The following is a 22,179-nucleotide window of genomic DNA, read 5'->3' on the forward strand; positions in this document are numbered from 1 at the left end:
ACTCGATGGCACGGCGCAGCGCATCTGCCGCAACCGGAACGGGACAGCCCGAAACCGGTACCACCGGATCCGCCCCGACCTACGCCAAGGTCAAACCGCCCGGCAGCCGCGCCAGTTACGTTCAGGACGTGCTCCGGTCGGAAATCCTCAGCGGCGCAATGCCTCCCGGCACGCCGATCCTGCAGGACAAGGTCGCCGAACGCCTCGGCGTCTCCATTACGCCGGTGCGGGAGGCCCTGCGGAATCTGGAATCGGTCGGATTGGTCGTCTACGAGCCGAATTTCGGCGCCAAGGTCGCCGAACTCGCCGCCGGCGAGATGGAGGAGCTGTATCTGCTGCGTGCCGCCGTCGAGGGCCTGGCCGCTCGGCTCGCCGCCACCTCGATTTCCCCCGCCGAAGTGCAGCGGCTACACGAAATCCATGGGGAACTGCGCACCGCCCTCGATGCGGGCGACCCCTCGCGAATGGCCGCCGCCAGCAGGCAGTTCCACGCCCAGATCGCCCGTGCCGGCGGACGCTCCATCATCGCCCGGCACCTGCAGTGGATCTGGGAGAGTCACCCCATCCCCATCGAACAATCGGTGTGGTCGAACCCGAAAGTGGCCGCACAGGCCCTGGACTCCAACGCCAGATTGCTGGCCCTGCTCGAAGTCGGCGACGCCGAAGGCGCCGAAAACCATATGGTGCAACAAGTCCGGCTGGCCGCCTCCGCCCGCCTGGCCAACCTGCACAGTCGGGAGGAGAAGTCCGGGGCGTGATCACGGGCCGACGCCGCGGGCCGCCTCGGCCTTACTCATCGAACCGACTGTCCCGACCACGTGTTTCGGCTCCAGGGCGGCAGCGACTTGGCCGAGTTGATTGCCGAGGCAGCTGGCCGCCGCATGAATCAGAACTACCTCGCCGGGGACGATGCGGCCCGCGCGGGTGAGGGCCAGCACAGCCGTAGTGGTGTTCACCGGGATTCCCGCCGCTGTCACCAGCAGTGCCTGATCGTCGCCGGGCAACGTGGCGACCAGGCGGGCATCGACCTCAACGACCTCGGCGTAGCCGCCCGCGTCGACGATCGTCAGCCCGGCCACGGGCTGACCTGGCACGAGATGGTGCACCCCGGCGCCGACGGCGCGAATCCGGCCGGACACCTCGAGGCCGGGGGTCAGCGGCAGCGGCAGCTCGACCGTTCCGCGGCGGTACATAACATCGGCGAAAGTCACACCGGCATAAGCCACGTCGATCGTCACGTGTCCCGGAGACGGGCTCGCCGCCTCGGCGTCATCCTCGACCGCAAGCACCTCGGGACCGCCTGTCCGCGGAATCACCACTCGCCTCATCCCATATTCTTTCGATGTTTCCAAAGATTTGGAACTATCGAACGAAAGGCAACATGACCACATGCCCGATTCGCGCCAGCCTCGGCCCACAGCACCAGCCACCGACCTGGACCTGGCCACGGTCATGCGGACACTGGGTGATCCGGTCCGCTTGGAGATCGTCCGGCTGCTGTCCGACGGAAAGCGGCGCAGCACCGGAGAGATCTCCGATGCCATCGGACTGCCCGCATCGACGTGCTCCTACCACCTCAAGCAACTGCTGACCGCAGGCATCAACGAGTGCCTCTCCGAGGGCACATCCCGATTCCCCACGCTGCGACGACACACACTGGATGACCGGTTTCCGGGACTATTGGACGCCATCCTCGCCGACGACCCCCGAACCGCGCACCGCGAAACGTAGGTCGGTCGAGCCCCAGCCCCAGGCGAAGATCGGCTCCGCCGTCGCGGGGACAGCGAAGAACGCGAACAGCATTCGTACCGAATCGGCGGTGTGCGCCAGCTTGGCGACCTGGAGAAGTGGGGCCACGATGGTACTTGCTGAGAGGCATCGCGGATTCCTACTGCGGTTCGCTCTTCCGACCCGAGATTTCGACAGCGACCTTCGGAAGGAAGTAGCCCACGAGTGGACCCATCGTGATCGCGATGAGCACAGTGCCGATGCCGACAGTGCCGCCGAGGACACAGCCGATCGTAGCGACGGTGACCTCGATGCCGGTGCGTACCAACGCGACCGGTTGCCGAGTGAGTCGGACCAGGCCGATCATGAGCCCGTCACGGGGTCCGGCGCCGAATTGCGCACCGAGATAGACCGCATCGAAGAATGCGAGCCCGACAATCCCAGCAACCAGATAGATCAGCTGAGCGCCGACACCGAACGGCCGTGGAATAATCCACGCTGTTGCATCGGCGGCTGTCCCGAGAAGGACAACGTTGAGAAGCGTTCCTACGCCGGGCAACTCACGCATCGGTATCCATGCGACGAGCACGATCACCGCGGTGAGATTCGTTGCGGCACCGAAGGAGATACCTGCCGACCTGGATATTCCCTCCGTGAGGATACTCCAACTGGCCGCCCCCAACCCCGAGGTGACAAGCACCATTACCGATGCGCCATAACCGATCAGGCCGACCAACAGCTGTGGGAGCCTGCGTAATTTCCGACCCGCGCGCAGTTGTTCGACCGCGTTCAGGCGACGGATGGCGAAGCGGTTGGCTGCTAGTGTCATCAGCTCACCATCGACGAGTTCTGGCATGTGATTCCATAGCCAGATTCGTTACGCTGGTTGCGTGAAGATCAGCTCGCCGGTGGTCGCGCAGATGTTGGGGCCATGGGATGCGGGCCCGGGGCCGGCGCACCAACGTCTCTCGGACAAACTGCGGCTGCTGATATTGGATGGGCGTCTCGTGCTGGGTGCAGCCTTGCCGAGCGAGCGAGATCTCGCCGTCGCATTGGGGGTCAGTCGCACCACCGTGGGCACGGCCTACAGAACGCTGATCGACGCACGCTACATCGACACACACCCGCGAACCAGGGCCATCGTTCGGCTTCCCGACGACGGGAAGCCGCATCAGCCGCCCCCGCCGCTGTCGACGACAATTGATCTGTCCATCGCTGCACCGGCCGCACCCGGAGTGGAGTTGCACCGTGCCTATTCCGCTGCGTTGGAACGGCTTCCGCTTCGTTTCGCTCGGCGTGGGCATGCGGGTGAGGGCGTCGCGGAACTACGGGAATCCGTAGCGCGATGGTACGACGGGCGCGGACTTCCGACCAACCCGAATCAGATCATGATCACCAACGGCGCCCAGCACGCATTGGCCCTGATCGCCCGCACACTGATCTCCCCTGGCGACCGCGTCGTGATCGATCATCCGACCTACCCGCATGCGATCAAGGCCCTTACCGATGTTCGCAGTCGTCTGGTGCCGGTCGGGCTCGAACCGGACGGCTGGAGCGTGGAGCAACTGAGCACAGCGAGCATCGGTGCGAAGCTGGCCTATCTCATTCCCGACTTTCACAACCCGACCGGACTGTGCATGTCCGAGCATGCCCGGCAACGTATGAGGCTGGACTGCCCGATCGTGGTCGACGAAACGATGGCCGACCTCGCCATCGACGTGTCCCGGCCGATACCCTTCGCCACTCATCACCGGGCCGCGATCTGCATCGGATCGACCTCCAAGAGCATTTGGGGCGGACTTCGCATCGGATGGATACGCGCCAAACCGAGCATCCTGAACCGTCTGGTCCAGGCCCGTCCCGGTACCGACCTCGGAACCCCGGTCCTGGAACAACTTGCCGCCAGTATTCTTCTCGACCGTCTCGACAGCCACCTACCCAGCAAAATCGATCAATTGCGTGCCCAGCGCCACACACTGTATACGGCACTCGCCAAGCATATTCCGACTTGGAAAGTGCCGATGCCTCCGGGCGGCCTGTCGTTCTGGATCAAGCTCGAAGACATGATCAGCTCACGCCTGGCGGCGACAGCGCCCGACTATGGCGTCACCATCGCCGCCGGACCGCGGTTCGGTGTCGGAGGAGCATTCGAACGCCATATACGTCTGCCTTACTCACTTCCCGGCGACGAGCTCGAGACGGCTGTCCGGCAGCTATCCTCGACGCGACAGGCCATCTTGAACGGACGACGCGGGAAACACAAACCCTCAGCCATCGCATGAGAAGCACCCTCTTCCAACGTTATACCTATGACGCTTTCAGGGTGAGCTGCTCGCATATGCCAGATCGTCTTCCGAAAAGGCCTATCGCGAATTCTGAGGTGAGAGGGCTGCCGCCCTCGGTTCGGTTCCCGGTGCGCAATCGGCTTGAGCGGCGGGCTACTTCGGGGTTGGCCATGCACAGAGCCAATGCTGCACCGATTGCCTGACAGTCTCGGCGGTTTCGATTTGAGGGTTGTGGCTGGCGCCGTCGATCACGATAGCGGTCATGTGGGGGTAGAAAGTCGAGTAGAACGAGTTGGTCGGTCCAGCCGACGAGTGCGTCTTGGCAGGCGGTATGAGCAGATGCAAGCCGCGGTGGGGCGGGACCGAGGTTTCGGGCCAGTTCGGCAGCAGGAAGTCGGATTCGAGTTCGGTCGCCGCGTCGGTGTCATGTACGCGCCAGCCCGGAAGGAAGTACTGCTCGAACAGCGGCCAATTCGGTGTGGTGTGCCCGGCCATGACCGCCTGGAGCAGTTCCGGGTCCGGATCCGGTAGTGCGGCAAGAAGGTTCGCGTCGGACGCGATGGTCGTGGCACCGGGCAGCGTGCGATGTTCGCCCCACCGGACAACGGGTGCCAGGAGTACGGAGCCGAGAACCTGATCGTCGAATCGAGCGGTGACTGCGCGTGCGATCTGTCCGCCGGAAGACTGAACCACCACCGCGAATCGCTGGTCTCCGACGTTGTCGGCGATCCAGTCGAGGATCGCACCGGTGAGTGGGACGGCGGTTGTTGGTCCGCTCCGCCGGGGGCTGTTGCTGTGGCCGGGGAGATCGCGGTAGAGGCGTCGCCAGCCCGGACGGCTTGTGAAGAGAGGTTCGAACAGAAGAAGCAGGCGGTGATCCATGGTGTAACCGTGGATCATGACCAGTAGTGTGCCGGAGCAGATCTCGGTGTGCCAGATGCGGGGGGTGTTCCTGTCGTTCAGCTTTCAACCTAGACACAAGTGTGATGGTCGACTCCGCGCTGGCTGTGGTGTTCCCCCAGAGCGGTCGGTCAGACCCGGGCTCTTGACCACCGACAGATACTCCAGGATGGCGTCGCGATTGCGGTCCAGGCAGGTGATACACCGTTTGGCGTCGGCGAAATAGATGGTGCGGGACGTGCCGAGGCACGGCACGATCTGCTTGATGATGTGCGTCGGCCGTCCAGCATCGAGCAGTTCACGGATCTGCAGGACCTGCTCGACGAGGCCGGGCCCGTGGAACCCAGCAGCCGGCCCGCTGAAACAAGCCGCTCAACCACACCCGCCAACCCGGATACGATCGGAAACCCCAATCCGAATACGATCACGCCGGGCCGTCGGCCCGGCGTGATCGTATTCGAAGTTGCTGCCGAATCTCTATTTCATAGCGTTTTCGGCGATACCCCCAGAGATAAAGTCCACAGGTCCCAATCCCTGAGCATTGGCCAGTTCCTCGGTCAGATACCGGAGCGCCGTAGCATCAAGGATCGAGTGGTAGCTTCCATCCTCGGAGAAATTGATATTGGCACCCTCGACGCGCACGAGAAAAACTGTGTCCTCAGTGTTCGACTCAGGGCAGACGAAGGTATGCGCGGACCCTGCCGGCTCGAAAAGGTAGGAGCCAGCTGTTTGGACCTGCTCCGGATATTCGAGATAATGCCACTTGCCTGACAGGGTATAGACCTCGGCAATACCGGTGTGATAGTGGAGTGGAATCACCGCCCCGGGCGAGAAGGTTGCCAACACCACCCAGACACCGGCTTCAATGTCCAGTCGCAACGGCTGAAAATGCACCCCCGGGCCGAGGGCATCCCTGATCAGAGGCGCTCCGTTGACGTTTACCGTCAGAACCTCGGTCTGAGGCAGAGCGACAAAGGGAAGAAGCGCTCCGCTCGACGTCCGGACGGGACCAGGAAGATCCATGTTAAACCTCTCTCATATTTCTCGATAATGATTACGATTGCGAATCCCGGATCAGCGAAGGAACCTTCTGCGTTTCGGAATGCCAAGCCGCGGAGCTCGTCCCGCCGACTCATTTGCCTTTCAGCGTCGCATGATCCCTTGCTCACGTGCGAAAGAGAGTATCTGACGACGGCTACTGCTCTTCAGGAGTGCACGAAGAATCGCTTTCAGGCCAATCTGACGAAGCAAACCTACTCGGTCGATCTCGTCCCAATGTTCTACACAGATCCCGTCCTTCACCCTCCAAATATCAATCGAAGTCATTTCTACGTGCTTACCGGTCGGAGCTATACCGATGAGTGGTCCGGTGTGTGTACCTGTCATCGAAATTCTGGCTACAACCTTATCGCCCTCAGCAACAAGATCGTTGATAACCATCCGCCCATCGGGAAATGCAGTCTGGAGGATGTCTGCCATACGCTTGACCGGCTCTCGACCGTTGGGAGTCGGATTATGCTGCAGGTAGTCATCGGACATAAGAGAGTCGAGCAATCCGTGGTTTGCCACAGAAAATGCCTCCATGAGGCGCACCACTACGTCTTTGTTTATATCTTGGATATCCACCTTCATAACTTCCTTCCCTGCAAATATTTTTCCCCGGCGAACACATCCAGCGTGTTCCTGGGTTCGACCCTGGAATATTTCACTGACCGAGCCCTGATCATGGGTTATCGGAGGGCAGCAGCGAAATCAGCAAACCTGTCGGCGTCACGCAATACCGGTCCGTGCCCGAAGCAGACCAAATCCGGACCGAGCTCGGCGAGTCTGGCGATGGACTCGCGATTGCCTTGAGGATCCGCTGTCAAGAACGCGAACGGTTCCCGCAATCCGCGGGCTCCCGTGAACGGATGATGGCCATTCGCAACATCGCCGAGCAGAAGAGTTCGGTCCGACTCGCGCCAGAACGCCAAGTGGCCAACTGTGTGTCCAGGAACTTCGAGGACCTCGAAACTCCCGACCCGATCACCCTCACGGAGCCGCCTGTCCACCGCCGCCAGCGGACCGCCCTGAAAGCGGCTCAATATCCTGGGAGCAGGATGATCCGGAAATCGGTCGTACATCAGCCCGACCGTCTCGACCGCTGCAGCATCAGCATGACCGACCCATAAAGGGATCTTCAATTCCTCACAAATTCGCCTACTCGAACCGAAGTGATCAGGATGCGCATGCGTCACCGCATGCGCCCGAATATCAAATCGCGCTATATCACGTAGTATGCGTCGGCCACTGTACCTGGTCCCGGCATCAATTAGAATGCCGTCTATCAGGTAGGAATTGATAGAATTCCTTGGATATCCGCAAATCTGGTATACATCCTCGGCAAGTTCTATAATCATCGCCATTCCTAATGGTGTTCAGGCTACTGGATTTATCAAGCCGGCAACCGTGGTGCGCGCGAGGCGATCCGATTCAAACCTCTCGACAACACGCCGACGCACAGCAAGAGCAGGTGGAGTCCGCCTGTGAACCACCCATCCATACTGACGAGATTTACGCTGAATGTCCCGGACTCGTTTGTACCTGCTCGCCTGGAAGCGATTCAACGCGGCCTCGATTTCAGTCGAGTTGACCAGAATCCGAGCCAGTGTGATTGCATCCTCGATGGCCATAGAACCGCCCTGCCCGAGGTCCGGGGACATGGCATGCGCCGCGTCCCCGATCAGAACCACTCGCCTCGAGATCCACCGGGGTAGGACTACCTGTTCGATATCGCCGCAATGTATCGAATCCTCATCCGGATCCGAATCCACGATATACCTGGCCGGCCCTTTGAAATCTCTGAAAAGCTCACGCAGGAGATTCATATTCTCGGACGGATCCCGCACAGCGCCTCGAGCGGAAAGAAAAGTAGAGTACGAATATAGAAGATCTTCACCAATGGGAAGTATCCCCATTCTCCGACCACTACCCCAGAGTTCGCACATACCTTCGAACCCCTGCGGCCGCGGGATAACAACTCGAATCGCGCAGTATCCCACATATTGGCGATCAACCTCTCCAAAGACCAGGTTCCTGACCTTTGAATTTCGTCCATCCGCCCCGACGACGAGGTCGTACTCCGCGCTGGTCCCGTCGCTGAATTCTGCGACCACACTCTCGGAAAGCTCCCTCAATGCGGTCACAGTGATCCCGAGCCGCGGACTATTCTCCAGCGCGCCGGCGAGGACGTCATGCAGAGCCCCGCGGTGTATCCCCGTTGTTGACGCTCCGTAGACATCCGCCACGGAGCTGAACCCGAATCCATTCATGCGGTTGCCATCCGAATCCAGGAGAGTCACGCTGTTGAGCGGAACCCCGCGCTCCTGGACCGCACCCCCCAATCCAATGGAGTTCAACGCCAGAACTCCGTTGAATCCGATCGCAATTCCAGAACCGACTGGGCGCCATTCGGGCGCGAGGTCGACCACATCAGCGGAAGCACCATGCCGCTTCAAAGCGGCGGCAAACGTCAATCCAGCAACCCCGCCACCGACAATCAAGATCCTCTGTGGTATCGCCACCAATACTCCTTTAGTGCCCAGCCTGCTTTGCTACATCTTTAGCAGTTCTTGCTACAGTTGTAGACCCCGTTACTAGGGCTGTCAAGAGTGGATGGGATACTGATCTCATGCGACAGAGTTCAGATGTCATCGACCGCCGTGCCCGCCTGCTCGATGCCGCAATACAGGTGATCGGCACGAAGGGCCTCGCAGCGGTCACGCACCGGTCGGTGCAGGAGACCGCCGGCGTACCGCATGGGGCTGTCACTTACTACTTCGGTACCCGTAACGATCTGGTGGTGGCCACAGTCGAGCGCCTCGCCGAACTCGACGAGAAGCGCCTGACCGACCTCATGCACCAGCTGATGCTGGTACTGGCCCGCCGCTCACCTCAGCCGGACTACAACTCGCTTCAGCAAGCTCTCGTCGAATGGATCGAAAGCGACCCGATCCACCAAATCGCAAGGTATGAGTTACTACTGGAAGGAACCCGAAATCCTGCGGTTCGAACCGCCGTCAACAGCGGCGCTGCCGCGATGTGGCGCACAGTCAGGCCAATCGCCGTTGCAGCCGGTTCCGTCGACCCCGATCATGATGCCCGCATCATCGTCGCATTGCTCGACGGCCTGATCTTCGATCGATTCACACGCGCACCCGACGATCTGACTCCCCTGCGCCACGGGCTGGAGCGAGTGCTGAATACCTGGCATCCGTAAACAGACTGCTGCCGTCGCATCGTCAGCCGTCTACGCCGCGTTAACCCGCTGTTGGACCGGCAGGCAGGTCACCGCGATCCACATCGAACTGTGCACAGCTTGTCGCCGCGCCGCGGGACACGAACCCGATCCGACCGCGGCGGTCATCAACTCGCGGTCGATTCGCGCCGCCGAAACCGTCGGCAGCGCCACCAGGTTTCGGCGCAGGGAAGAAGGGGGCAGGCCGCAAACGCCACGGCATCGTCGACTGTTTGGGGGTTCCGGCAGTAATCGCCGAAAATCCAACGATGTTCTCGTAGCGCCTGGTCAGCTACAGTGTTGCGGGGCTAGGAGTTGGCATGTTGAGGTGCCAGTAGTGGGCCGGGTGACGCCGAACTCAGCGGCGATCTGGACGACGATATAGCAGCGCTTGCCGTGTGCGTCGAGTTCGTCGTACCAACTGCCGTGCCAGCGCCACTTGCCGTGGTCCGAGTTTGGGCTTCTGGCCGCCGGTGCGTCCGCTGGCATGGGCGGCAGCCAGGCCGGCGCGGGTGCGTTCGGACATCAGGCGTGTTCGAATTCGGCAATGGCGCCGAGGATTTGGAAGAACATGGGGCCGATGGCGGTGGAGGTGTCGATGCCCTGGTCGAGCACGACCAGGTCTACGCCCCGGTCCTGCAGCGTCTTCGAGAGTTCGTTCAGGTGCTCGAGGGATCGACCCAGCTCATCGGCAGCCAAGCCGAGCACCAACCACCTTGCCCCGCACCCGGAACCGATGAATCACCATCTACCAGGACACATCCCGAACTTCGTTGGATTTTCGGCGATTACTACCGGAAGCCCGTTTGGGTCTGCTGTCACCGGCGCGAGCACCCAGCACCGCGACGGCGCCCGGCCAGCCCTGCGACAGCTGCGGGAACTATTCGACACCATCAGCCTCATCTGGGCCGACAGCGCCTACATCGGCGCGTTGGTTGATTGGGCGAAATCTGTTCTCGCCCTGACGATCCAGATCGTCAAACGCAGCGACGACATCACCGGATTCGTCTGAGCAAGAAGCATCTCCGGCATGTTGACTGATGACGCACCGCGGATCTCCCTGTATCGAACAGGCGTATGCGCGCGGCGATCGACCAAAGCTGATCGAGCATGCAGTCGAGATCGGTTGTGATGCGGCAGCCCAACATCCGGATCGACCGGCGTTGGGGCTCAGCGCTCCTTCCGCGCCGAACCCCGCCTCTTCGCACGCTGCCCATGAATTACGGCCAGCGCGTGCTTCTGGGCCAGTATGGCGAGGTGCTCGTTCAGTTCGTCGAACAAGGTGCCGGCGGCCTCCCCGTTCCATGCCGGGGGCAGTAGTGACAATGGGAGACCGGGATCACGGTACGGTAGCCGGCGCCATTCGGTCAGTATCGGGACGTAGAGCTGGAACGCTTCCCGCGGGGCGGTATTCGTCGCAGTTACCTGATAGAGGATGGGCCGATACCGCTGTAGGAAGTCTGTGTACAGCTGAGTGAGCTCTGGCAGATTCCACCATTGACGCACCTTCGCGCGCATGTCACCGAATCCGAGGTGGCGGCCAGTGAACATGTCGACGTAGCCGGACAACTCGCGACGGTCCAACATCTGACGGGTCTCTCGGGCCAGCGTTCCGGGGCCGACCCAGACTCCCGGTGCTGCGGTGCCGAATCCGAGCCGGGTCAGGCCCGATCGGAGCGCATGGCGTTTCTCGCGCTCCGACTCGGGCACTGAGAAAACGACCAGGATCCAACCGTCTTCCTCGGATGCCCTGGCACGATGGAAGATTCTCACATCGCCCTCGGCCAACACCTCCAGCGTCGATTCCGAAAGGGAGTATCCGACCGCACCAGCGTTCTGTTCGCTCAGTAGTACGCCGCGCCGCTTGAGCCGTGATATGGAGGATCGGACCGCCTGGGCATCTACTCCCAGATCTGCCATCAGCGCGATAATCGACGCCGTGGACAGCCAGTTTCCCTCGGCACGCGCGCACAGGCCGAAGATGGTGATGATCAACTGAGCGAGGCGAGCTTCTCGTCCGCGCACATTCGGCACCACTTCCAGCTCTGTCGTCATATTTGCACCATACGTCCCCTGGGTCACGAGGCGCGAATCATTCCCTCCTGCAAGACAGTTGCCAGGTGACGCTGGTCGCGGTCATAGAAGCGACCGATTCCTACGCCGCGCCCAGCGTCAGCGGCGACCGCTTCTTGAAGGTAGAGCAGCCAGTCGCCGACCCGGCCGGGGCGGTGAAACCACATCGCGTGGTCGAGGCTGGCGGTGACCAGGCCGGGCCGGGCCCATGGCAGGTCGAGCACTCGCAGGACGGGTTCGAGGATGGTGTAGTCACAGACGTACGCGAGGGCGGCGAGGTCGCGTTGGGTATCGGTGAGACCGTCAACCGGGCGAAGCGGGTCGAATGGTTTCACCCACACCGCCTGGTGCGGTGCCTGCTTTCCTTCAACCGTCAGGTATACAGGACCTGGTACGTGGCGCATGTCGAAGCTTCGGCCTTCGGACCAGTAGGTTTTCGACTCGTCGGTCATGGTCCCGCCGTGACGGTCGGCGAGATATCGCGCGGAGCTGGGCAACTCGTCCGGATCGGGGACGGGAGTCGTAATGTGCCCGGCGAAGGTACCGCCGGATTCACCAGCAGCAAAGTTGGCCAGGCATACGTAGACCGGCCTGCCGTTCTGATAACCCCGAACCTGGCGGGTGCTGTAGCCGCGCCCATCTCGTAGCAACTCCACCTCGTAGCGCACTACCGCCCCGATATCGGCAGGGCGGAGGAAGTAACTGTGCATCGAATGCAGAGTCTTGCCATCGGTTACGGACCGCATCGCCGACGCCGCGGCCTGTGCCACCAGATCGCCTCCGTAAGCCTTGGGCCATGGACATGGTTGAGTGGTGGCGTCGAAGGCCAAATCGAAGTGCTGCGGCTCGGTCGGCGTCAGCGTTACCGCCGCAGTGAAGATCGTGGATGTGGTCGGGGTTTCGGTCTGCATCGATCCATCCGTTCAGAGCGTAGCTCGCAGGTACGAACTGCGGCAGCAGCTATATAGAGTTACGATTTCGATCGTCACCGACAATCTACATCATGGGAACAGGTGGTGGCCACACCACGGCAACCACCACCTCTTCGAGGATTCGTTCAACCGATCGGCCTGCCTGCGCTGTCGGCCCAATTGGCCATCAGCGCGTTCGACGGCGGGGTCTTTTCCAGCCGCTTACGTCCTGCACAACGCCGGAAACGAGCAGCTCGGCGGGGTCCGGCAGGCCGTCTGGAGCCCCGCTTCGGTACGGCCAGGTGGGCGGCGAAGCTCTCGTCGGATTCTTCCGTGACGCCGATACACTCGCCCATGTCGATTAATCGTTCGTGCGGACGACCGGTGGACGAGCGCCCTTGTCGTTCAAGAGAAGTCGGGATGATCGGCGGCGATTCGATAACCCCCGGAGTGGAAGACCAGCGGCTGACCATTACAGGTGTCGAACTGCTCGACCTCGCCGATGAAAATGACATGATCACCGGCTTCTACCCGCTGTACGGTCCGGCACTGGAAGCGCGCGATGCTGTTGTCCAGCAATGGAACTCCCGCGATGCCGTCGTGGTGGGCCACACCGGCGAACTTGTCCGGCGCGGGCGTGGCGAACTGCCGCGAGAGCTCGTGCTGGTCGGCGGCGAGCACGTTCACGGCGAAATGCGACGCCGCGACAAGGTCGGGCAGACTCGGTGCCTTCTTGGCCGGGCACCAGGCGACCAGCGGTGGATCCAGCGAGACCGAGGTGAACGAATTGGCGGTCACCCCAACCTTGCGGCCATCGGGTGCGCGTGCGGTCACCACCGTGACACCGGTCGCGTACAGTCCGAGGGCATTTCGCAAGTCCCGCGGGTCGACCGCATTCGATTCGGACCGGACCGCATCGAGCATGCGCTCGGCATCGGACCGGTCGAACCACCAGTCGTGCATGGCGCTGGGGTCGTCGAATCCAGCTGCGAACAACCCGGCCACCGCTGGCTCGTCCGCGGCGATCCGCACGAAATCCAGCACATGCTCGGGAATCTCGGTGAGCATGCGGTTGGTCCACGCCACGGACCACCGCCCCCAGTTGCGCCAGAAGGATTCGAATACCTCGTGCATCCACTCGGTGTCGAACGCCTTCATGCCGTGCCGTAATACCGCATCGAGGTAGATACCTGCCGCATGGACAGCGTTGTTCGCACCCTGCGCGGTCAGCGGATCATTGAGCACCACCGCGTCGGCCAGCCCCAACACCGGATGCCCGGACGCGGTGAAGGCCACCGGCCGTCGCACCGTGGGCGTCAACCGGCCACGCAGCACACCGCCGTCATCGGTCAGCTCGATATCGCGGGCTCGGGCCGCGATCTTCGGAAACGCGTCGTCGAGGATCTCCACGCACCGTCGCAGATGCTCGTCCGGTGTCTTCACGTTGTCGAAGCGATCCATCGGTCCGCCCGGGATCGCTTCGACGACCAGGATCGAGCACGGGCCGGAGGTGGTGAGCGCCGGCAGCGTTATCACCTCCCCTACCCCCGGCATCACCGAGATGGTGAGGTCGGCGCCGGAGTCGTCGGGCAGCAGACCGCGCACATACGCCACGGCCAGCGCCCGCTTCGGACGGTCGTACGGCGACCGCACCCGATCGCGGACGAACATCCGGCCCAGGTCGCCGGTACCGGTGGCCACGATGGTCAGACTATGTTGTGCCGCAAGGGAATCCAGACGCTCTACGGTGACGTCCTCGACGTGGAAACTCCCACCCTCGGCGATGAACGCCTCGATCAAGGCGGCGCAGGCCACGCGCTGGTCGATCGAGTACGCAGGAGTCTCGAACGCCGAAACCACTTCCCCCACACCGTCGATGCTCAGTGCAAGACGGTCGATAGCGGGGGCGTCTTCCTCGACGTCGACGATGCGGCTCAGGACCCGTAAGGCTGACCCGAACAGGCATTGACTCGACAGCACCGAACCGGTCCGGACCTCGTCGGGGTGGCGGTCGCCGATCAAGGTTACCGTGCAGCCGTGGCGCCGCAGCCCCAGCGCCAGCAAGGCTCCGGCCTGCCCTGCCCCGATGATGGCGATACGGTGGGGCTCTTGGGCGTTCATGCCGCCGGAGCGAGGTCGTCGAGGTACGACCGCGCGCTGTCGGGGTCCATGAACCAGTGGAAGAAGTCCCGCGGATCGTCGAAACCGTTGGCGAAGCGCCGAGCGATACGCGGACTCGTTCCGGCCGCGCCCAACATCGCCAGTACGTGTTCGGGTGGAGGAACCAGGAGCGCATTGGTCCAGGTCACCACGTACTTCGCGTAGTCCCAATACCTTTCGAACGTGTCGTGCATGAACTGCCGGTCGAAGGGGCGCTCGTCGTGCTCGAGGATGCTCGCCAGATAGGAGGCGGCGCATTTGGCGGCGTTGTTGGATCCCTGCCCGGTGATGGGGTCGTTGAGCACGACGACGTCGGCCATGCCGAGCACGGGAGTACCCGAAGGAAGCACCCCGATCGGGCGGCGCACGGTGGGCGGGAAACGACCGGCGAGCACGCCCAGGTCGTCGGTGAGCTTGAGGTCGCGGCAACGTTCGCCCTCCCACGGCAGGTAGGTTTCGACGATCTTCTTCGCGGCCTCGAGGTGCTGGTGCGGGTCGGTGACACCACCGAAGCAGTCCATCGGACCGCCGGGCACACCCTCGATGACCATGATCTCGCACGGGCCGGTCGTGGTCAGCGCCGGGAATACGAAGTATTCGCCGATTCCGGGAATCATATTGAACGACACTGCCGAATACGGTTCGCGGGGTGCCATACCGGTCACGTATGTGAGCGACAACGCCCGTTGCGGTCGATCGAATGTCGAACGGGCCGAGTCACGTTCGAACAGCTTGGCAATGTCGCCTTTGCCGGCCGCCACCAGCACCAGGTCGGACTCGCGCGCATATCTCTCGAGGTCGTCGAGGGTGGCATCATGGATGTCGAGCTGACCACCGCGGTCTTCGAATTCGCCCATCCAGCGTGGCATCTTCACCCGCTGGTCGACAGATTGCGCCGGAAGGTCCAGCCGGGAAGCCCAGGAGATCGCCTTACCCCCTTTGTCATCGGGAACAGTGAACGCGATGCCGTCCACATCCGGACATCCCTCGGCCCAGAAATCCAGACGGAGTGCATGTTCTCGGGCCAGCGAGCTGCCGAACATGCACTGGCTGGAGGTCACCCGGCCGGTGAAGATCTCTTCGGGGGTGCGGTTCGACACGATCCGGACGTCGTATCCGGCATCCAGCAGACCCATGCCGAGCTGCAGGCCGGACTGACCGGCACCGATAATGGTGATGGTACGCATTGTGTTCCTTTGATTTTCGGGTTCGGGTCAGTGCGCCGGAGCGCTCTCGGCGGCGAGTTGCGGGATGGCACTCACGGTCTGCTCTGGGCCGAGAGCGGAGTAGCCGCCGTCGACGGCCCAGTCGGCGCCGGTGACGAACGACGCCGCTTCGGAGGCAAGAAAGGCGATCACACGACCCACCTCGGATGGGTCGCCGGTGCGGGCGAGCAAGTGGAAGGGCGCTGCGACGGAATCGGTGTGCGCGCGGTCGCCGGCGGACAGCTCGTCCATGATTTTCGACCAGGTCCAGCCCGGGCTCACCGCATTCACTCGGATACCGTCAGCGGCGTAATCCAACGCCATGCTGCGGGTGACCTGGGCGATAGCGGCCTTGCTTGCTGGGTATACCCACCGACCGGCCTGCGCGACCTTCGCCGAAATCGAGCTCAGGTTGACGATGGCTCCGCGGCTCCGCGTCAGATGGGGACGGGCGGTGGCAGCGAACAGCACCGCGCTGACCAGGTTGACGTCCAGGGTCCGCAACCAGGTTGCCCGGTCGGTGTCCGCGCCATCGTCTCCGTACGAGCAGGCCAGGTTGACCAGGACATCGAGCGAGCCGAACCTTTCGACCGTCGCACTGACGCAACGTCGGATGGATTCATCGCTGGTGATGTCGGTCCGGACGAACACGGCCCGGTCGAACTTCTCGGCAACCGCCGCCCCTCCCACCTCGTCGATATCGGCTACCACCACCTGCGCGCCCGCGGCGACGAGCTCGGCTACGACACCGGTCCCGAAGAGGGTGGCGCCACCTGTAACGATCGCCGTTTTCGTGGACAGTGAGATTGGGATTGACATGCTGCCCTCCGAACTACGCACGCTAATGTGACCCGAGTCACGGTAAGGAGCGGCTGGATCGTCGGCTATCCCGCAAACGCGGAGCTTGTCCGCACAGCGTCGATCCGGCGGTTCTTGACACGCATGACGCCGGGATGGAACAAACTGGTAACGCGCAATCATGACGACGGTCAGGAAGACGATATGCGTGCGTGTGTCGCCTGGAGGAAGCATGAAGCATGATGACCGCCCGCTCAGCCGGTACCGCCTTGCGGCCTCCAGCGACCCCGACGTCGTACGCGACACCGTCGGCCAGGCCTTTTGCGATCACCGGCTGTCACCACTGAGCCGCGGTACCGGACTCGACGCACACTTCAACGGCCTGCGCTGGAACAGCGTGGGCGTGTACTACCTGGAGTACGGCACCGATGTCCGCATCGACCCGCGCGACCTCGACGACTTCTACCTCGTCCAGGTCCCGCTCGTCGGTCGCGCCACGATCACCGTTGGAGCCGAAAGTTTCACCTCCACACCGGAAGTGGCCTCGGTACTCGATCCCGGACCGCGAGTATCGATGTCGTGGGAAGGGGCGAATCGGCAACTGCTGCTGCGCTTGGATCGCGCATCGGTTCATGACGTGCTGCGCAAGAAGCTCGGAAGGGAACCGACCACGCCCCTCGTATTCACCCCGCGGATGGATCTCACGACCCCGGCCGGCCGCACCTGGAGCGGGCTGTTCAAGCTGTTGACCGAGGCCGTCGGCTCGGCCGAGATCCCGGAATCCATACCGGTCCGGGAATTCGAAGGGCTCCTCGTCAGCCAGCTGCTGCTCGGCCAGCCGCACAACTACCGCGACGAGCTCGACCGGCGACCACAGCCGACCGTGGCCCGGCCCATCGCGCAGGCCGCGGATCTGATCGAAGCCCACGCCCATGAACCCCTCACCATCGACGACATCGCCGAGGCAATCGGCGTGAGCACACGCACGCTCCAGGACGGCTTCCGCCGCTACTACGACACGACACCGATGGCATACCTGCGCGATGTACGACTGCGGCGCGTGCGGACCGACCTGTTGCAGGCCGATCCGATAACCGCCACGGTGACCGATATCGCGATCCGGTGGGGATTCCTGCACCCGGGCCGTTTCTCGATCCTTTACCGTGATCGCTATGGCGAATCGCCGTCGCAGACACTTCGACTGGAACGTGACCGCGCCGCCCGGAAATAGCCCACACCACAAGGCAAATCCCCCGCCCGTTGCCGGGCGGGAGACGTCGAACAGATCCTGCGCGAACGTACTCAGCGACTCACACCGACCTCCGGCGGCTGCCAGCGTCGCCGGAGGGTCGTTGCTCCTGCAGCCGCGCGGATCAGCTGAAGACGCGGGGGCGGGCCGTCGGTGCGGCCGTTAGGCGGTTTGCGGTTACCAGCGCGGAAGGGCGCGGGCCATTCCGCCGCCGCGCCGACATACTGCTGGTCCACAGCGGCATGCAGTGTCCACTGCGGATCCCACAGATGAGCGCGGCCGATCGCCACCAGGTCGGCACGCCCGGCGAGCAGGACCGAATTGACATCGTCGTAGGACGAGATGGCACCGACCGCCACCACCGAGATGCCGTGGGGCACACCGACCTCCTGCCGGATCCGGTCCGCGAACGGCGTCTGATAGCTGCGCCCGAACGCAGGCTTCTCATGCTTGACCACCTGGCCGGAGGACACATGCAGCACATCGGCTCCGTGTTCGGCGAATGCGCGAGCGATCTCGACAGCGTCGTCGACGGTGTTGCCCCCCTCTGCCCAGTCGGTGGCCGAAATACGCACCGACAGTGGCCGATCCGCGGGCCACACCGCTCGGATCGCATCGAAGACGCGCAGCGGGAAGCGTAAACGGTTCTCGAGCGAGCCGCCGAAGTCATCGGTGCGCTGATTGGCCAGTGGGGAGAGGAAGGAAGACAGCAGATATCCATGCGCACAGTGCAGTTCGAGCAGGTCGAACCCGGCGTGGGCGGCGGCCCGGCCCGACCGAGCGAACTGTTCGGTGATCTCGTCCATCTCCTCGCACGTGATCTCACGCGGGGTGCGGCTGTCGGGTCCGTAGGGGATGGCAGACGGGGCGACGGTGTCCCAGCCGCCGGTGTCGAGCGGGTCGTCGATGCCCTCCCACATGACCTTGGTGGCGCCCTTGCGGCCGGAATGCCCCAGTTGCACACCAATCTTCGAGCGGGAATTGGCGTGCACGAAGTCCACGACCCGGGCCCACGCCCGCTCTTGTTCGGTGGTGTACAGCCCTGCGCAGCCGGGCGTGATGCGCCCCTCCGCCGACACACACACCATCTCGGTCATTACCAGCCCAGCGCCGCCGAGCGCCTTGCTACCCAGATGCACCAGGTGGAAATCGGTGGGCACACCGTCGACGGCGGAGTACATGTCCATCGGTGAGACAACGATCCGGTTGGGTAGCTCGATTCCCTTGAGCCGCAACGGGTAGAACATGGGCGGACGAGTTTCGTCGCCGATCGCTGCCGCGTTCTGCGGCGTGTCGTCCTGGATCGAGAGGTACCACCCGTCGATCCGGTTCACGAATCCGTTGTCACGCAGCCGCAGGTTGTCGTAGGTGATGCGGCGACTGCGCGTGAGGAGATTGAAAGCGAACTGATCCGGTGCTTGATCGGTGTAGTTGCCGATAGCTTCGAACCACTCCAGGCTGGCCTGGGCTGCCCGTTGAATGGACTCCACGACGGGCCGCCGCTCCTGCTCGTACTTTTCCAGACCGGTTGCGACGGAGTCGTTTTCGTGCAGACAGGCGGCGAGCGCGAGGGCATCTTCCATGGCCAGTTTCGTGCCCGAGCCAATGGAGAAGTGCGCGGTATGCGCGGCATCCCCCATCAGGACGACATTGCCGTGCCGCCACGTCCGGTTGCGGACCGTGGTGAAGTCGATCCACCGCGAGTTGTTGGCCTGCAGACCGTGGCCGTCCAACTCGTCGGCCAAGATCTCCGCCAGTAGCGCGATGGACTTCTCGTCGTTCTCGCCGGGCAAAAACGCGCGGTCGGCGAATGCGTCGAAGCCGGCCTTCCGCCACACAGATTCGTGCATCTCCACGATGAATGTGCTCTGCTCGGCACTGAGCGGATAGCCGTGTACCTGCATGACTCCGTACGGCGTGTGCTTGATGAAGAACTCGAATGCCTCGAACACCCGGTCTGTACCCAGCCACATGTACTTGTTGTGCCGCCGATCCAGATCCGGGCCGAACACATCCGCGAAACGGGTCCGCACCACGGAGTTGAGACCATCGGCCGCAAGCACCAGATCATGGGTGGCAGACAACTCCTCCACATCCGGCGCGAGCGTGCGGAAATGGATGGTGACACCAAGATCGGCGCATCGCCGCTGCAAGATGTGCAGCAACTCCTTGCGGCTCATCGCCGCGAACCCCTGACCGCCGGAGGTACGGACCTCACCACGGTAGTGGATATCGATGTCGCTCCAGCGGGCGAATTGCTCGCTCATCGCACGATAGATCTCCTCGTCGGCATGCTCGATAGCACCGAGGGTCTCGTCGGAAAACACCACACCGAAACCGAAGGTGTCGTCGGGAGCATTGCGCTCCCAGATGGTGATGTCGTGGGTGGGGTCGAGTTGTTTCATCAAGGCGGAGAAGTACAGCCCTGCGGGCCCTCCGCCGATCACGGCGATACGCATGAAGCTTCACACTCTTCGGGTCGAGGTCGGTTCGAATTCAGTTGGCTGCCAGCTCGACTCGGCCGAGCCGAATTCGGGCAGCGGGGCGCCGCGCAAGGCCGCGGCAATGTTGTCGGGCCATGGCAGCGAGCCCCTGTCGGCGTCGGGCACATAGGCGGCTGTCAGGACGCCGCGGGCCGCGATCGTCGACGGTTCCGATCGTGGTGGCTGCGTCACCGCGGGAATCCTGGTGATGATGAAGTCGTACCGGAGGGAGGATCGGCCGACATTGCCCACCGACAGGCTGATCGCCGCGGTATCGCCGAACCAGAGGCGCTCCAGGTAATCGACTTCGTATCGCACTCGTGGAATACGGCCGAACAGCCAGCGCAACCCGATTCGGTCGAGCAGTGCGGCTTCGGCCGCCTCCACCCAGCGCACGACCGTACTGTGGTGGTAATGCCCAGCCGCGTCGGTGTCCTGCCAGTCCACGACACGCTCAATCACGATGTCGGTCATCGCGTCCCCCAGTTCGCACGCACCTTGAACCGCTGTAGCTTGCCGCTGGGATTGCGGGGCAGACTGTCGACGAATTCGATACTGCGCGGGTACTTGTACGGTGCCGCAGTGCTTTTGGCGAAGTCCTGGAGCTCCCGAGCCTTCGCCGCGTCGCCCGCGACGCCCTGCCGGAGCACCACCGCCGCGTGGACGATCATGCCGCGGTCCTCATCGGGAACCCCGATCACAGCACTCTCGACCACATCCGGGTGCTGGTCGAGGACCGCCTCGACCTCCGGTGCACCGATGTTGTATCCGGCGGAGACGATCATGTCGTCGCTGCGGGCGTGGTACCAGAAGTAGCCGTCGGCGTCGCGAGTGTAGGTGTCGCCGGTCAGATTCCAGCCATTGCGCACATACTGACGCTGACGGGGATCGGCCAGATACCGACACCCTGTTGGTCCCTGCACCGCCAGCTGGCCGGGAGTGCCATCAGGTACCGGATTGCCGTCGTCGTCCTGGATCTCGGCGCGAAATCCGGGCACGACCCTACCGGTGGAACCGGCGCGAATGTCGTCGTCAGCCGCCGAGATGAAGACATGAAGCAGCTCGGTGCCACCGAGACCATTGATGATCTTCAGCCCGGTCCGTTCGTGAAACCGCTCGAAAACGGCCTCTGGCAGATGTTCACCGGCCGAAACGCACCGGCGTAGGGATTTCAGCCGCTCTGGGTCGTCGCGCTTGATCAAGGACTTGTACGCGGTCGGCGCAGTGAAAAGCACTGTCACCGAATACTTCTCGATCGCGGCGACGAGCGCATCCGGATCGGGCTTCTCCAGCAGCACGACCGACGCTCCGACGGAGAGCGGGAACATCACCAGCCCACCGAGGCCGAAGGTGAATGCCAGAGGCGGTGTCCCGATGAAGACATCAGCGCCGTGCGGTCGCAGCACATGTGCGGAGAAGGTGTCGGCAATGGCCAGCACGTCGCGGTGGAAGTGCATGGCGACCTTCGGCATTCCGGTCGTACCCGAGGTCGGCGCAAGCAGCACCACGTCGTCGGCACTGGTCCGCACATCGGTGTAGGCGACCGACTTCGCTGCTGCGCGCCGGACCAGGTCATCGTCACCTGGCCCTCCGACCGCGGCAATGCGCAAGGCCGTGTCGGCCGCGGACAGTTCGTCGAGCAGCCGGTGATCGCACAAAGCTAGCGCCGGGCGGGTCAGCTCGATCAGTTTGGTCAGTTCGGTGGCACGCAGCAGGGGCATGGTGGTCACCACCACCCCACCCGCCTTGACGACACCGAACCAGCAGGCAACCAGCCACGGGGTATTGGGAGCGCGCAACAGCACACGATTTCCGGGAACCAGGCCGTAGTCGTCGGCCAGCACATGCGCAATCTGGTTCGCACGGTCGAGAAGATCGCCGTAGGTCCACGTTTCGGACTCGGAATGCAGGCAGGGCCTGGCCCGGCCATGAACCGCTACCGTCGCATCGAGCAAGGCGCTCGCGCAGTTGAGTCGATCGGGGTAGCGCAGCCCTGCCAGGTCGAAGACCAGATCGGGCCAGTCGGCTTCGGGCGGGAGATTGTCCCGGCAGAAGGTGTCTTTGTGCGCAGAGGGTGTGAGCATCAAGCTCGGCCCTTTCGAACTGGTGAG

At 63.0% G+C, this 22,179-nt stretch carries 22 protein-coding genes; 6 read left to right on the forward strand and 16 right to left on the reverse strand.

Annotation, left to right across the window (positions count from 1 at the left end; translation table 11 throughout):
- Window positions 1-5: 5 nt before the first annotated feature.
- On the forward strand, window positions 6-758 hold the full coding sequence (locus ACWEQQ_RS40470; RefSeq protein ID WP_452351926.1) for a GntR family transcriptional regulator: 753 nt from the start codon (window positions 6-8) through the stop codon (window positions 756-758).
- On the opposite strand, the gene ACWEQQ_RS40475 is transcribed toward ACWEQQ_RS40470, so the two are convergent.
- Window positions 759-1,328, reverse strand: coding sequence for a quinone oxidoreductase family protein (locus tag ACWEQQ_RS40475; RefSeq protein ID WP_452351927.1), 570 nt, complete (start codon window positions 1,326-1,328; stop codon window positions 759-761). It lies immediately after the preceding gene.
- 61 nt (window positions 1,329-1,389) lie between these two features.
- Between ACWEQQ_RS40475 and ACWEQQ_RS40480 the strand changes: the two genes are divergently transcribed.
- Window positions 1,390-1,731, forward strand: a complete 342-nt coding sequence (locus tag ACWEQQ_RS40480) for an ArsR/SmtB family transcription factor (protein ID WP_452351928.1) — start codon at window positions 1,390-1,392, stop codon at window positions 1,729-1,731.
- Window positions 1,732-1,888: 157 nt separating this feature from the next.
- Here ACWEQQ_RS40480 and yczE read toward each other — a convergent pair whose 3' ends face one another.
- Window positions 1,889-2,584: a membrane protein YczE gene (yczE, locus tag ACWEQQ_RS40485; protein ID WP_452351929.1), complete on the reverse strand. Its 696-nt coding sequence runs from the start codon at window positions 2,582-2,584 to the stop codon at window positions 1,889-1,891.
- Window positions 2,585-2,618: 34 nt separating this feature from the next.
- On the opposite strand from yczE, the gene yczR reads away from it, so the two are divergent.
- Entirely contained in the window at window positions 2,619-4,010 is a 1,392-nt protein-coding gene (yczR, locus tag ACWEQQ_RS40490) for a MocR-like transcription factor YczR (protein ID WP_452351930.1), read from the forward strand.
- Window positions 4,011-4,166: 156 nt separating this feature from the next.
- On the opposite strand, the gene ACWEQQ_RS40495 is transcribed toward yczR, so the two are convergent.
- The 5 genes from ACWEQQ_RS40495 to ACWEQQ_RS40515 form a co-directional block, all read right to left on the reverse strand.
- On the reverse strand, window positions 4,167-4,913 hold the full coding sequence (locus ACWEQQ_RS40495) for an alpha/beta fold hydrolase (protein ID WP_452351931.1): 747 nt from the start codon (window positions 4,911-4,913) through the stop codon (window positions 4,167-4,169).
- Between the two features lie 477 nt (window positions 4,914-5,390).
- A complete protein-coding gene (locus ACWEQQ_RS40500; protein ID WP_452351932.1) occupies window positions 5,391-5,936 on the reverse strand; it encodes a 2,4'-dihydroxyacetophenone dioxygenase family protein in 546 nt (181 codons plus the stop codon).
- A gap of 120 nt (window positions 5,937-6,056) precedes the next feature.
- A complete protein-coding gene (locus ACWEQQ_RS40505; protein WP_452351933.1) occupies window positions 6,057-6,545 on the reverse strand; it encodes an ester cyclase in 489 nt (162 codons plus the stop codon).
- A gap of 98 nt (window positions 6,546-6,643) precedes the next feature.
- The gene (locus ACWEQQ_RS40510; RefSeq protein WP_452351934.1) at window positions 6,644-7,312 is read right to left on the reverse strand and encodes an MBL fold metallo-hydrolase; all 669 of its coding nucleotides are present in this window, start codon (window positions 7,310-7,312) and stop codon (window positions 6,644-6,646) included.
- Window positions 7,313-7,330: 18 nt separating this feature from the next.
- Complete coding sequence (locus ACWEQQ_RS40515) at window positions 7,331-8,476, reverse strand: FAD-dependent monooxygenase (RefSeq protein ID WP_452351935.1); 1,146 nt, start codon at window positions 8,474-8,476, stop codon at window positions 7,331-7,333.
- 107 nt (window positions 8,477-8,583) lie between these two features.
- On the opposite strand from ACWEQQ_RS40515, the gene ACWEQQ_RS40520 reads away from it, so the two are divergent.
- Window positions 8,584-9,171, forward strand: a complete 588-nt coding sequence (locus tag ACWEQQ_RS40520) for a TetR/AcrR family transcriptional regulator (protein ID WP_452351936.1) — start codon at window positions 8,584-8,586, stop codon at window positions 9,169-9,171.
- A 543-nt stretch (window positions 9,172-9,714) separates the two neighbouring features.
- Here the strand turns inward: ACWEQQ_RS40520 and ACWEQQ_RS40525 are convergent.
- Window positions 9,715-9,897 (reverse strand): recombinase family protein, encoded by a 183-nt coding sequence (locus ACWEQQ_RS40525; protein WP_452351937.1) that lies wholly within the window; start codon window positions 9,895-9,897, stop codon window positions 9,715-9,717.
- A 28-nt stretch (window positions 9,898-9,925) separates the two neighbouring features.
- Here ACWEQQ_RS40525 and ACWEQQ_RS40530 point away from each other — a divergent pair, with 28 nt between their 5' ends.
- Complete coding sequence (locus ACWEQQ_RS40530) at window positions 9,926-10,201, forward strand: hypothetical protein (RefSeq protein ID WP_452351938.1); 276 nt, start codon at window positions 9,926-9,928, stop codon at window positions 10,199-10,201.
- Window positions 10,202-10,359: 158 nt separating this feature from the next.
- Here the strand turns inward: ACWEQQ_RS40530 and ACWEQQ_RS40535 are convergent, their stop codons facing one another.
- From ACWEQQ_RS40535 to ACWEQQ_RS40555, 5 genes are all read right to left on the reverse strand, one after another.
- The gene (locus ACWEQQ_RS40535; RefSeq protein WP_452351939.1) at window positions 10,360-11,244 is read right to left on the reverse strand and encodes a PaaX family transcriptional regulator; all 885 of its coding nucleotides are present in this window, start codon (window positions 11,242-11,244) and stop codon (window positions 10,360-10,362) included.
- Window positions 11,245-11,267: 23 nt separating this feature from the next.
- A complete protein-coding gene (locus ACWEQQ_RS40540; protein WP_452351940.1) occupies window positions 11,268-12,173 on the reverse strand; it encodes an acyl-CoA thioesterase in 906 nt (301 codons plus the stop codon).
- 405 nt (window positions 12,174-12,578) lie between these two features.
- Window positions 12,579-14,294, reverse strand: coding sequence for a flavin reductase (locus ACWEQQ_RS40545; RefSeq protein ID WP_452351941.1), 1,716 nt, complete (start codon window positions 14,292-14,294; stop codon window positions 12,579-12,581).
- Window positions 14,291-15,520 (reverse strand): styrene monooxygenase/indole monooxygenase family protein, encoded by a 1,230-nt coding sequence (locus ACWEQQ_RS40550; RefSeq protein ID WP_452351942.1) that lies wholly within the window; start codon window positions 15,518-15,520, stop codon window positions 14,291-14,293. The genes ACWEQQ_RS40545 and ACWEQQ_RS40550 overlap by 4 nt, the downstream gene beginning before the upstream one ends.
- Window positions 15,521-15,547: 27 nt before the next feature.
- A complete protein-coding gene (locus ACWEQQ_RS40555; RefSeq protein ID WP_452351943.1) occupies window positions 15,548-16,357 on the reverse strand; it encodes an SDR family oxidoreductase in 810 nt (269 codons plus the stop codon).
- Window positions 16,358-16,568: 211 nt separating this feature from the next.
- On the opposite strand from ACWEQQ_RS40555, the gene ACWEQQ_RS40560 reads away from it, so the two are divergent.
- Window positions 16,569-17,567 (forward strand): AraC family transcriptional regulator, encoded by a 999-nt coding sequence (locus tag ACWEQQ_RS40560; RefSeq protein WP_452342804.1) that lies wholly within the window; start codon window positions 16,569-16,571, stop codon window positions 17,565-17,567.
- 71 nt (window positions 17,568-17,638) lie between these two features.
- Here the strand turns inward: ACWEQQ_RS40560 and ACWEQQ_RS40565 are convergent, their stop codons facing one another.
- The 3 genes from ACWEQQ_RS40565 to ACWEQQ_RS40575 are packed head-to-tail and all read right to left on the reverse strand — an operon-like array spanning window position 17,639 to window position 22,152.
- Window positions 17,639-20,044 carry a bifunctional salicylyl-CoA 5-hydroxylase/oxidoreductase gene (locus ACWEQQ_RS40565; RefSeq protein WP_452351944.1) on the reverse strand — a complete coding sequence of 802 codons (2,406 nt, stop codon included), beginning with the start codon at window positions 20,042-20,044 and terminating at the stop codon, window positions 17,639-17,641.
- Between the two features lie 6 nt (window positions 20,045-20,050).
- Window positions 20,051-20,542, reverse strand: a complete 492-nt coding sequence (locus ACWEQQ_RS40570) for an acyl-CoA thioesterase (RefSeq protein ID WP_452351945.1) — start codon at window positions 20,540-20,542, stop codon at window positions 20,051-20,053.
- Window positions 20,539-22,152 (reverse strand): AMP-binding protein, encoded by a 1,614-nt coding sequence (locus ACWEQQ_RS40575; protein WP_452351946.1) that lies wholly within the window; start codon window positions 22,150-22,152, stop codon window positions 20,539-20,541. Before ACWEQQ_RS40575 ends, ACWEQQ_RS40570 begins: the two co-directional genes overlap by 4 nt.
- Window positions 22,153-22,179: the final 27 nt, after the last annotated feature.

The sequence above is a fragment of the Nocardia sp. NPDC004123 genome (assembly GCF_053603795.1).

Bases quoted from the DNA above. Each gene is read 5' to 3' on its own strand.
- ACWEQQ_RS40500 (WP_452351932.1), bottom strand. From the start codon at position 5,936: ATGGATCTTCCTGGTCCCGTCCGGACGTCGAGCGGAGCGCTTCTTCCC.
- ACWEQQ_RS40495 (WP_452351931.1), bottom strand. From the start codon at position 4,913: ATGATCCACGGTTACACCATGGATCACCGCCTGCTTCTTCTGTTCGAA.
- ACWEQQ_RS40480 (WP_452351928.1), top strand. From the start codon at position 1,390: ATGCCCGATTCGCGCCAGCCTCGGCCCACAGCACCAGCCACCGACCTG.
- ACWEQQ_RS40530 (WP_452351938.1), top strand. From the start codon at position 9,926: ATGAATCACCATCTACCAGGACACATCCCGAACTTCGTTGGATTTTCG.
- ACWEQQ_RS40555 (WP_452351943.1), bottom strand. From the start codon at position 16,357: ATGTCAATCCCAATCTCACTGTCCACGAAAACGGCGATCGTTACAGGT.
- ACWEQQ_RS40540 (WP_452351940.1), bottom strand. From the start codon at position 12,173: ATGCAGACCGAAACCCCGACCACATCCACGATCTTCACTGCGGCGGTA.
- ACWEQQ_RS40505 (WP_452351933.1), bottom strand. From the start codon at position 6,545: ATGAAGGTGGATATCCAAGATATAAACAAAGACGTAGTGGTGCGCCTC.
- ACWEQQ_RS40510 (WP_452351934.1), bottom strand. From the start codon at position 7,312: ATGATTATAGAACTTGCCGAGGATGTATACCAGATTTGCGGATATCCA.
- ACWEQQ_RS40565 (WP_452351944.1), bottom strand. From the start codon at position 20,044: ATGCGTATCGCCGTGATCGGCGGAGGGCCCGCAGGGCTGTACTTCTCC.
- ACWEQQ_RS40575 (WP_452351946.1), bottom strand. From the start codon at position 22,152: ATGCTCACACCCTCTGCGCACAAAGACACCTTCTGCCGGGACAATCTC.
- ACWEQQ_RS40550 (WP_452351942.1), bottom strand. From the start codon at position 15,520: ATGCGTACCATCACCATTATCGGTGCCGGTCAGTCCGGCCTGCAGCTC.
- ACWEQQ_RS40560 (WP_452342804.1), top strand. From the start codon at position 16,569: ATGAAGCATGATGACCGCCCGCTCAGCCGGTACCGCCTTGCGGCCTCC.
- ACWEQQ_RS40545 (WP_452351941.1), bottom strand. From the start codon at position 14,294: ATGAACGCCCAAGAGCCCCACCGTATCGCCATCATCGGGGCAGGGCAG.
- ACWEQQ_RS40535 (WP_452351939.1), bottom strand. From the start codon at position 11,244: ATGACGACAGAGCTGGAAGTGGTGCCGAATGTGCGCGGACGAGAAGCT.
- ACWEQQ_RS40470 (WP_452351926.1), top strand. From the start codon at position 6: ATGGCACGGCGCAGCGCATCTGCCGCAACCGGAACGGGACAGCCCGAA.
- ACWEQQ_RS40475 (WP_452351927.1), bottom strand. From the start codon at position 1,328: ATGAGGCGAGTGGTGATTCCGCGGACAGGCGGTCCCGAGGTGCTTGCG.
- ACWEQQ_RS40520 (WP_452351936.1), top strand. From the start codon at position 8,584: ATGCGACAGAGTTCAGATGTCATCGACCGCCGTGCCCGCCTGCTCGAT.
- yczE (WP_452351929.1), bottom strand. From the start codon at position 2,584: ATGCCAGAACTCGTCGATGGTGAGCTGATGACACTAGCAGCCAACCGC.
- ACWEQQ_RS40570 (WP_452351945.1), bottom strand. From the start codon at position 20,542: ATGACCGACATCGTGATTGAGCGTGTCGTGGACTGGCAGGACACCGAC.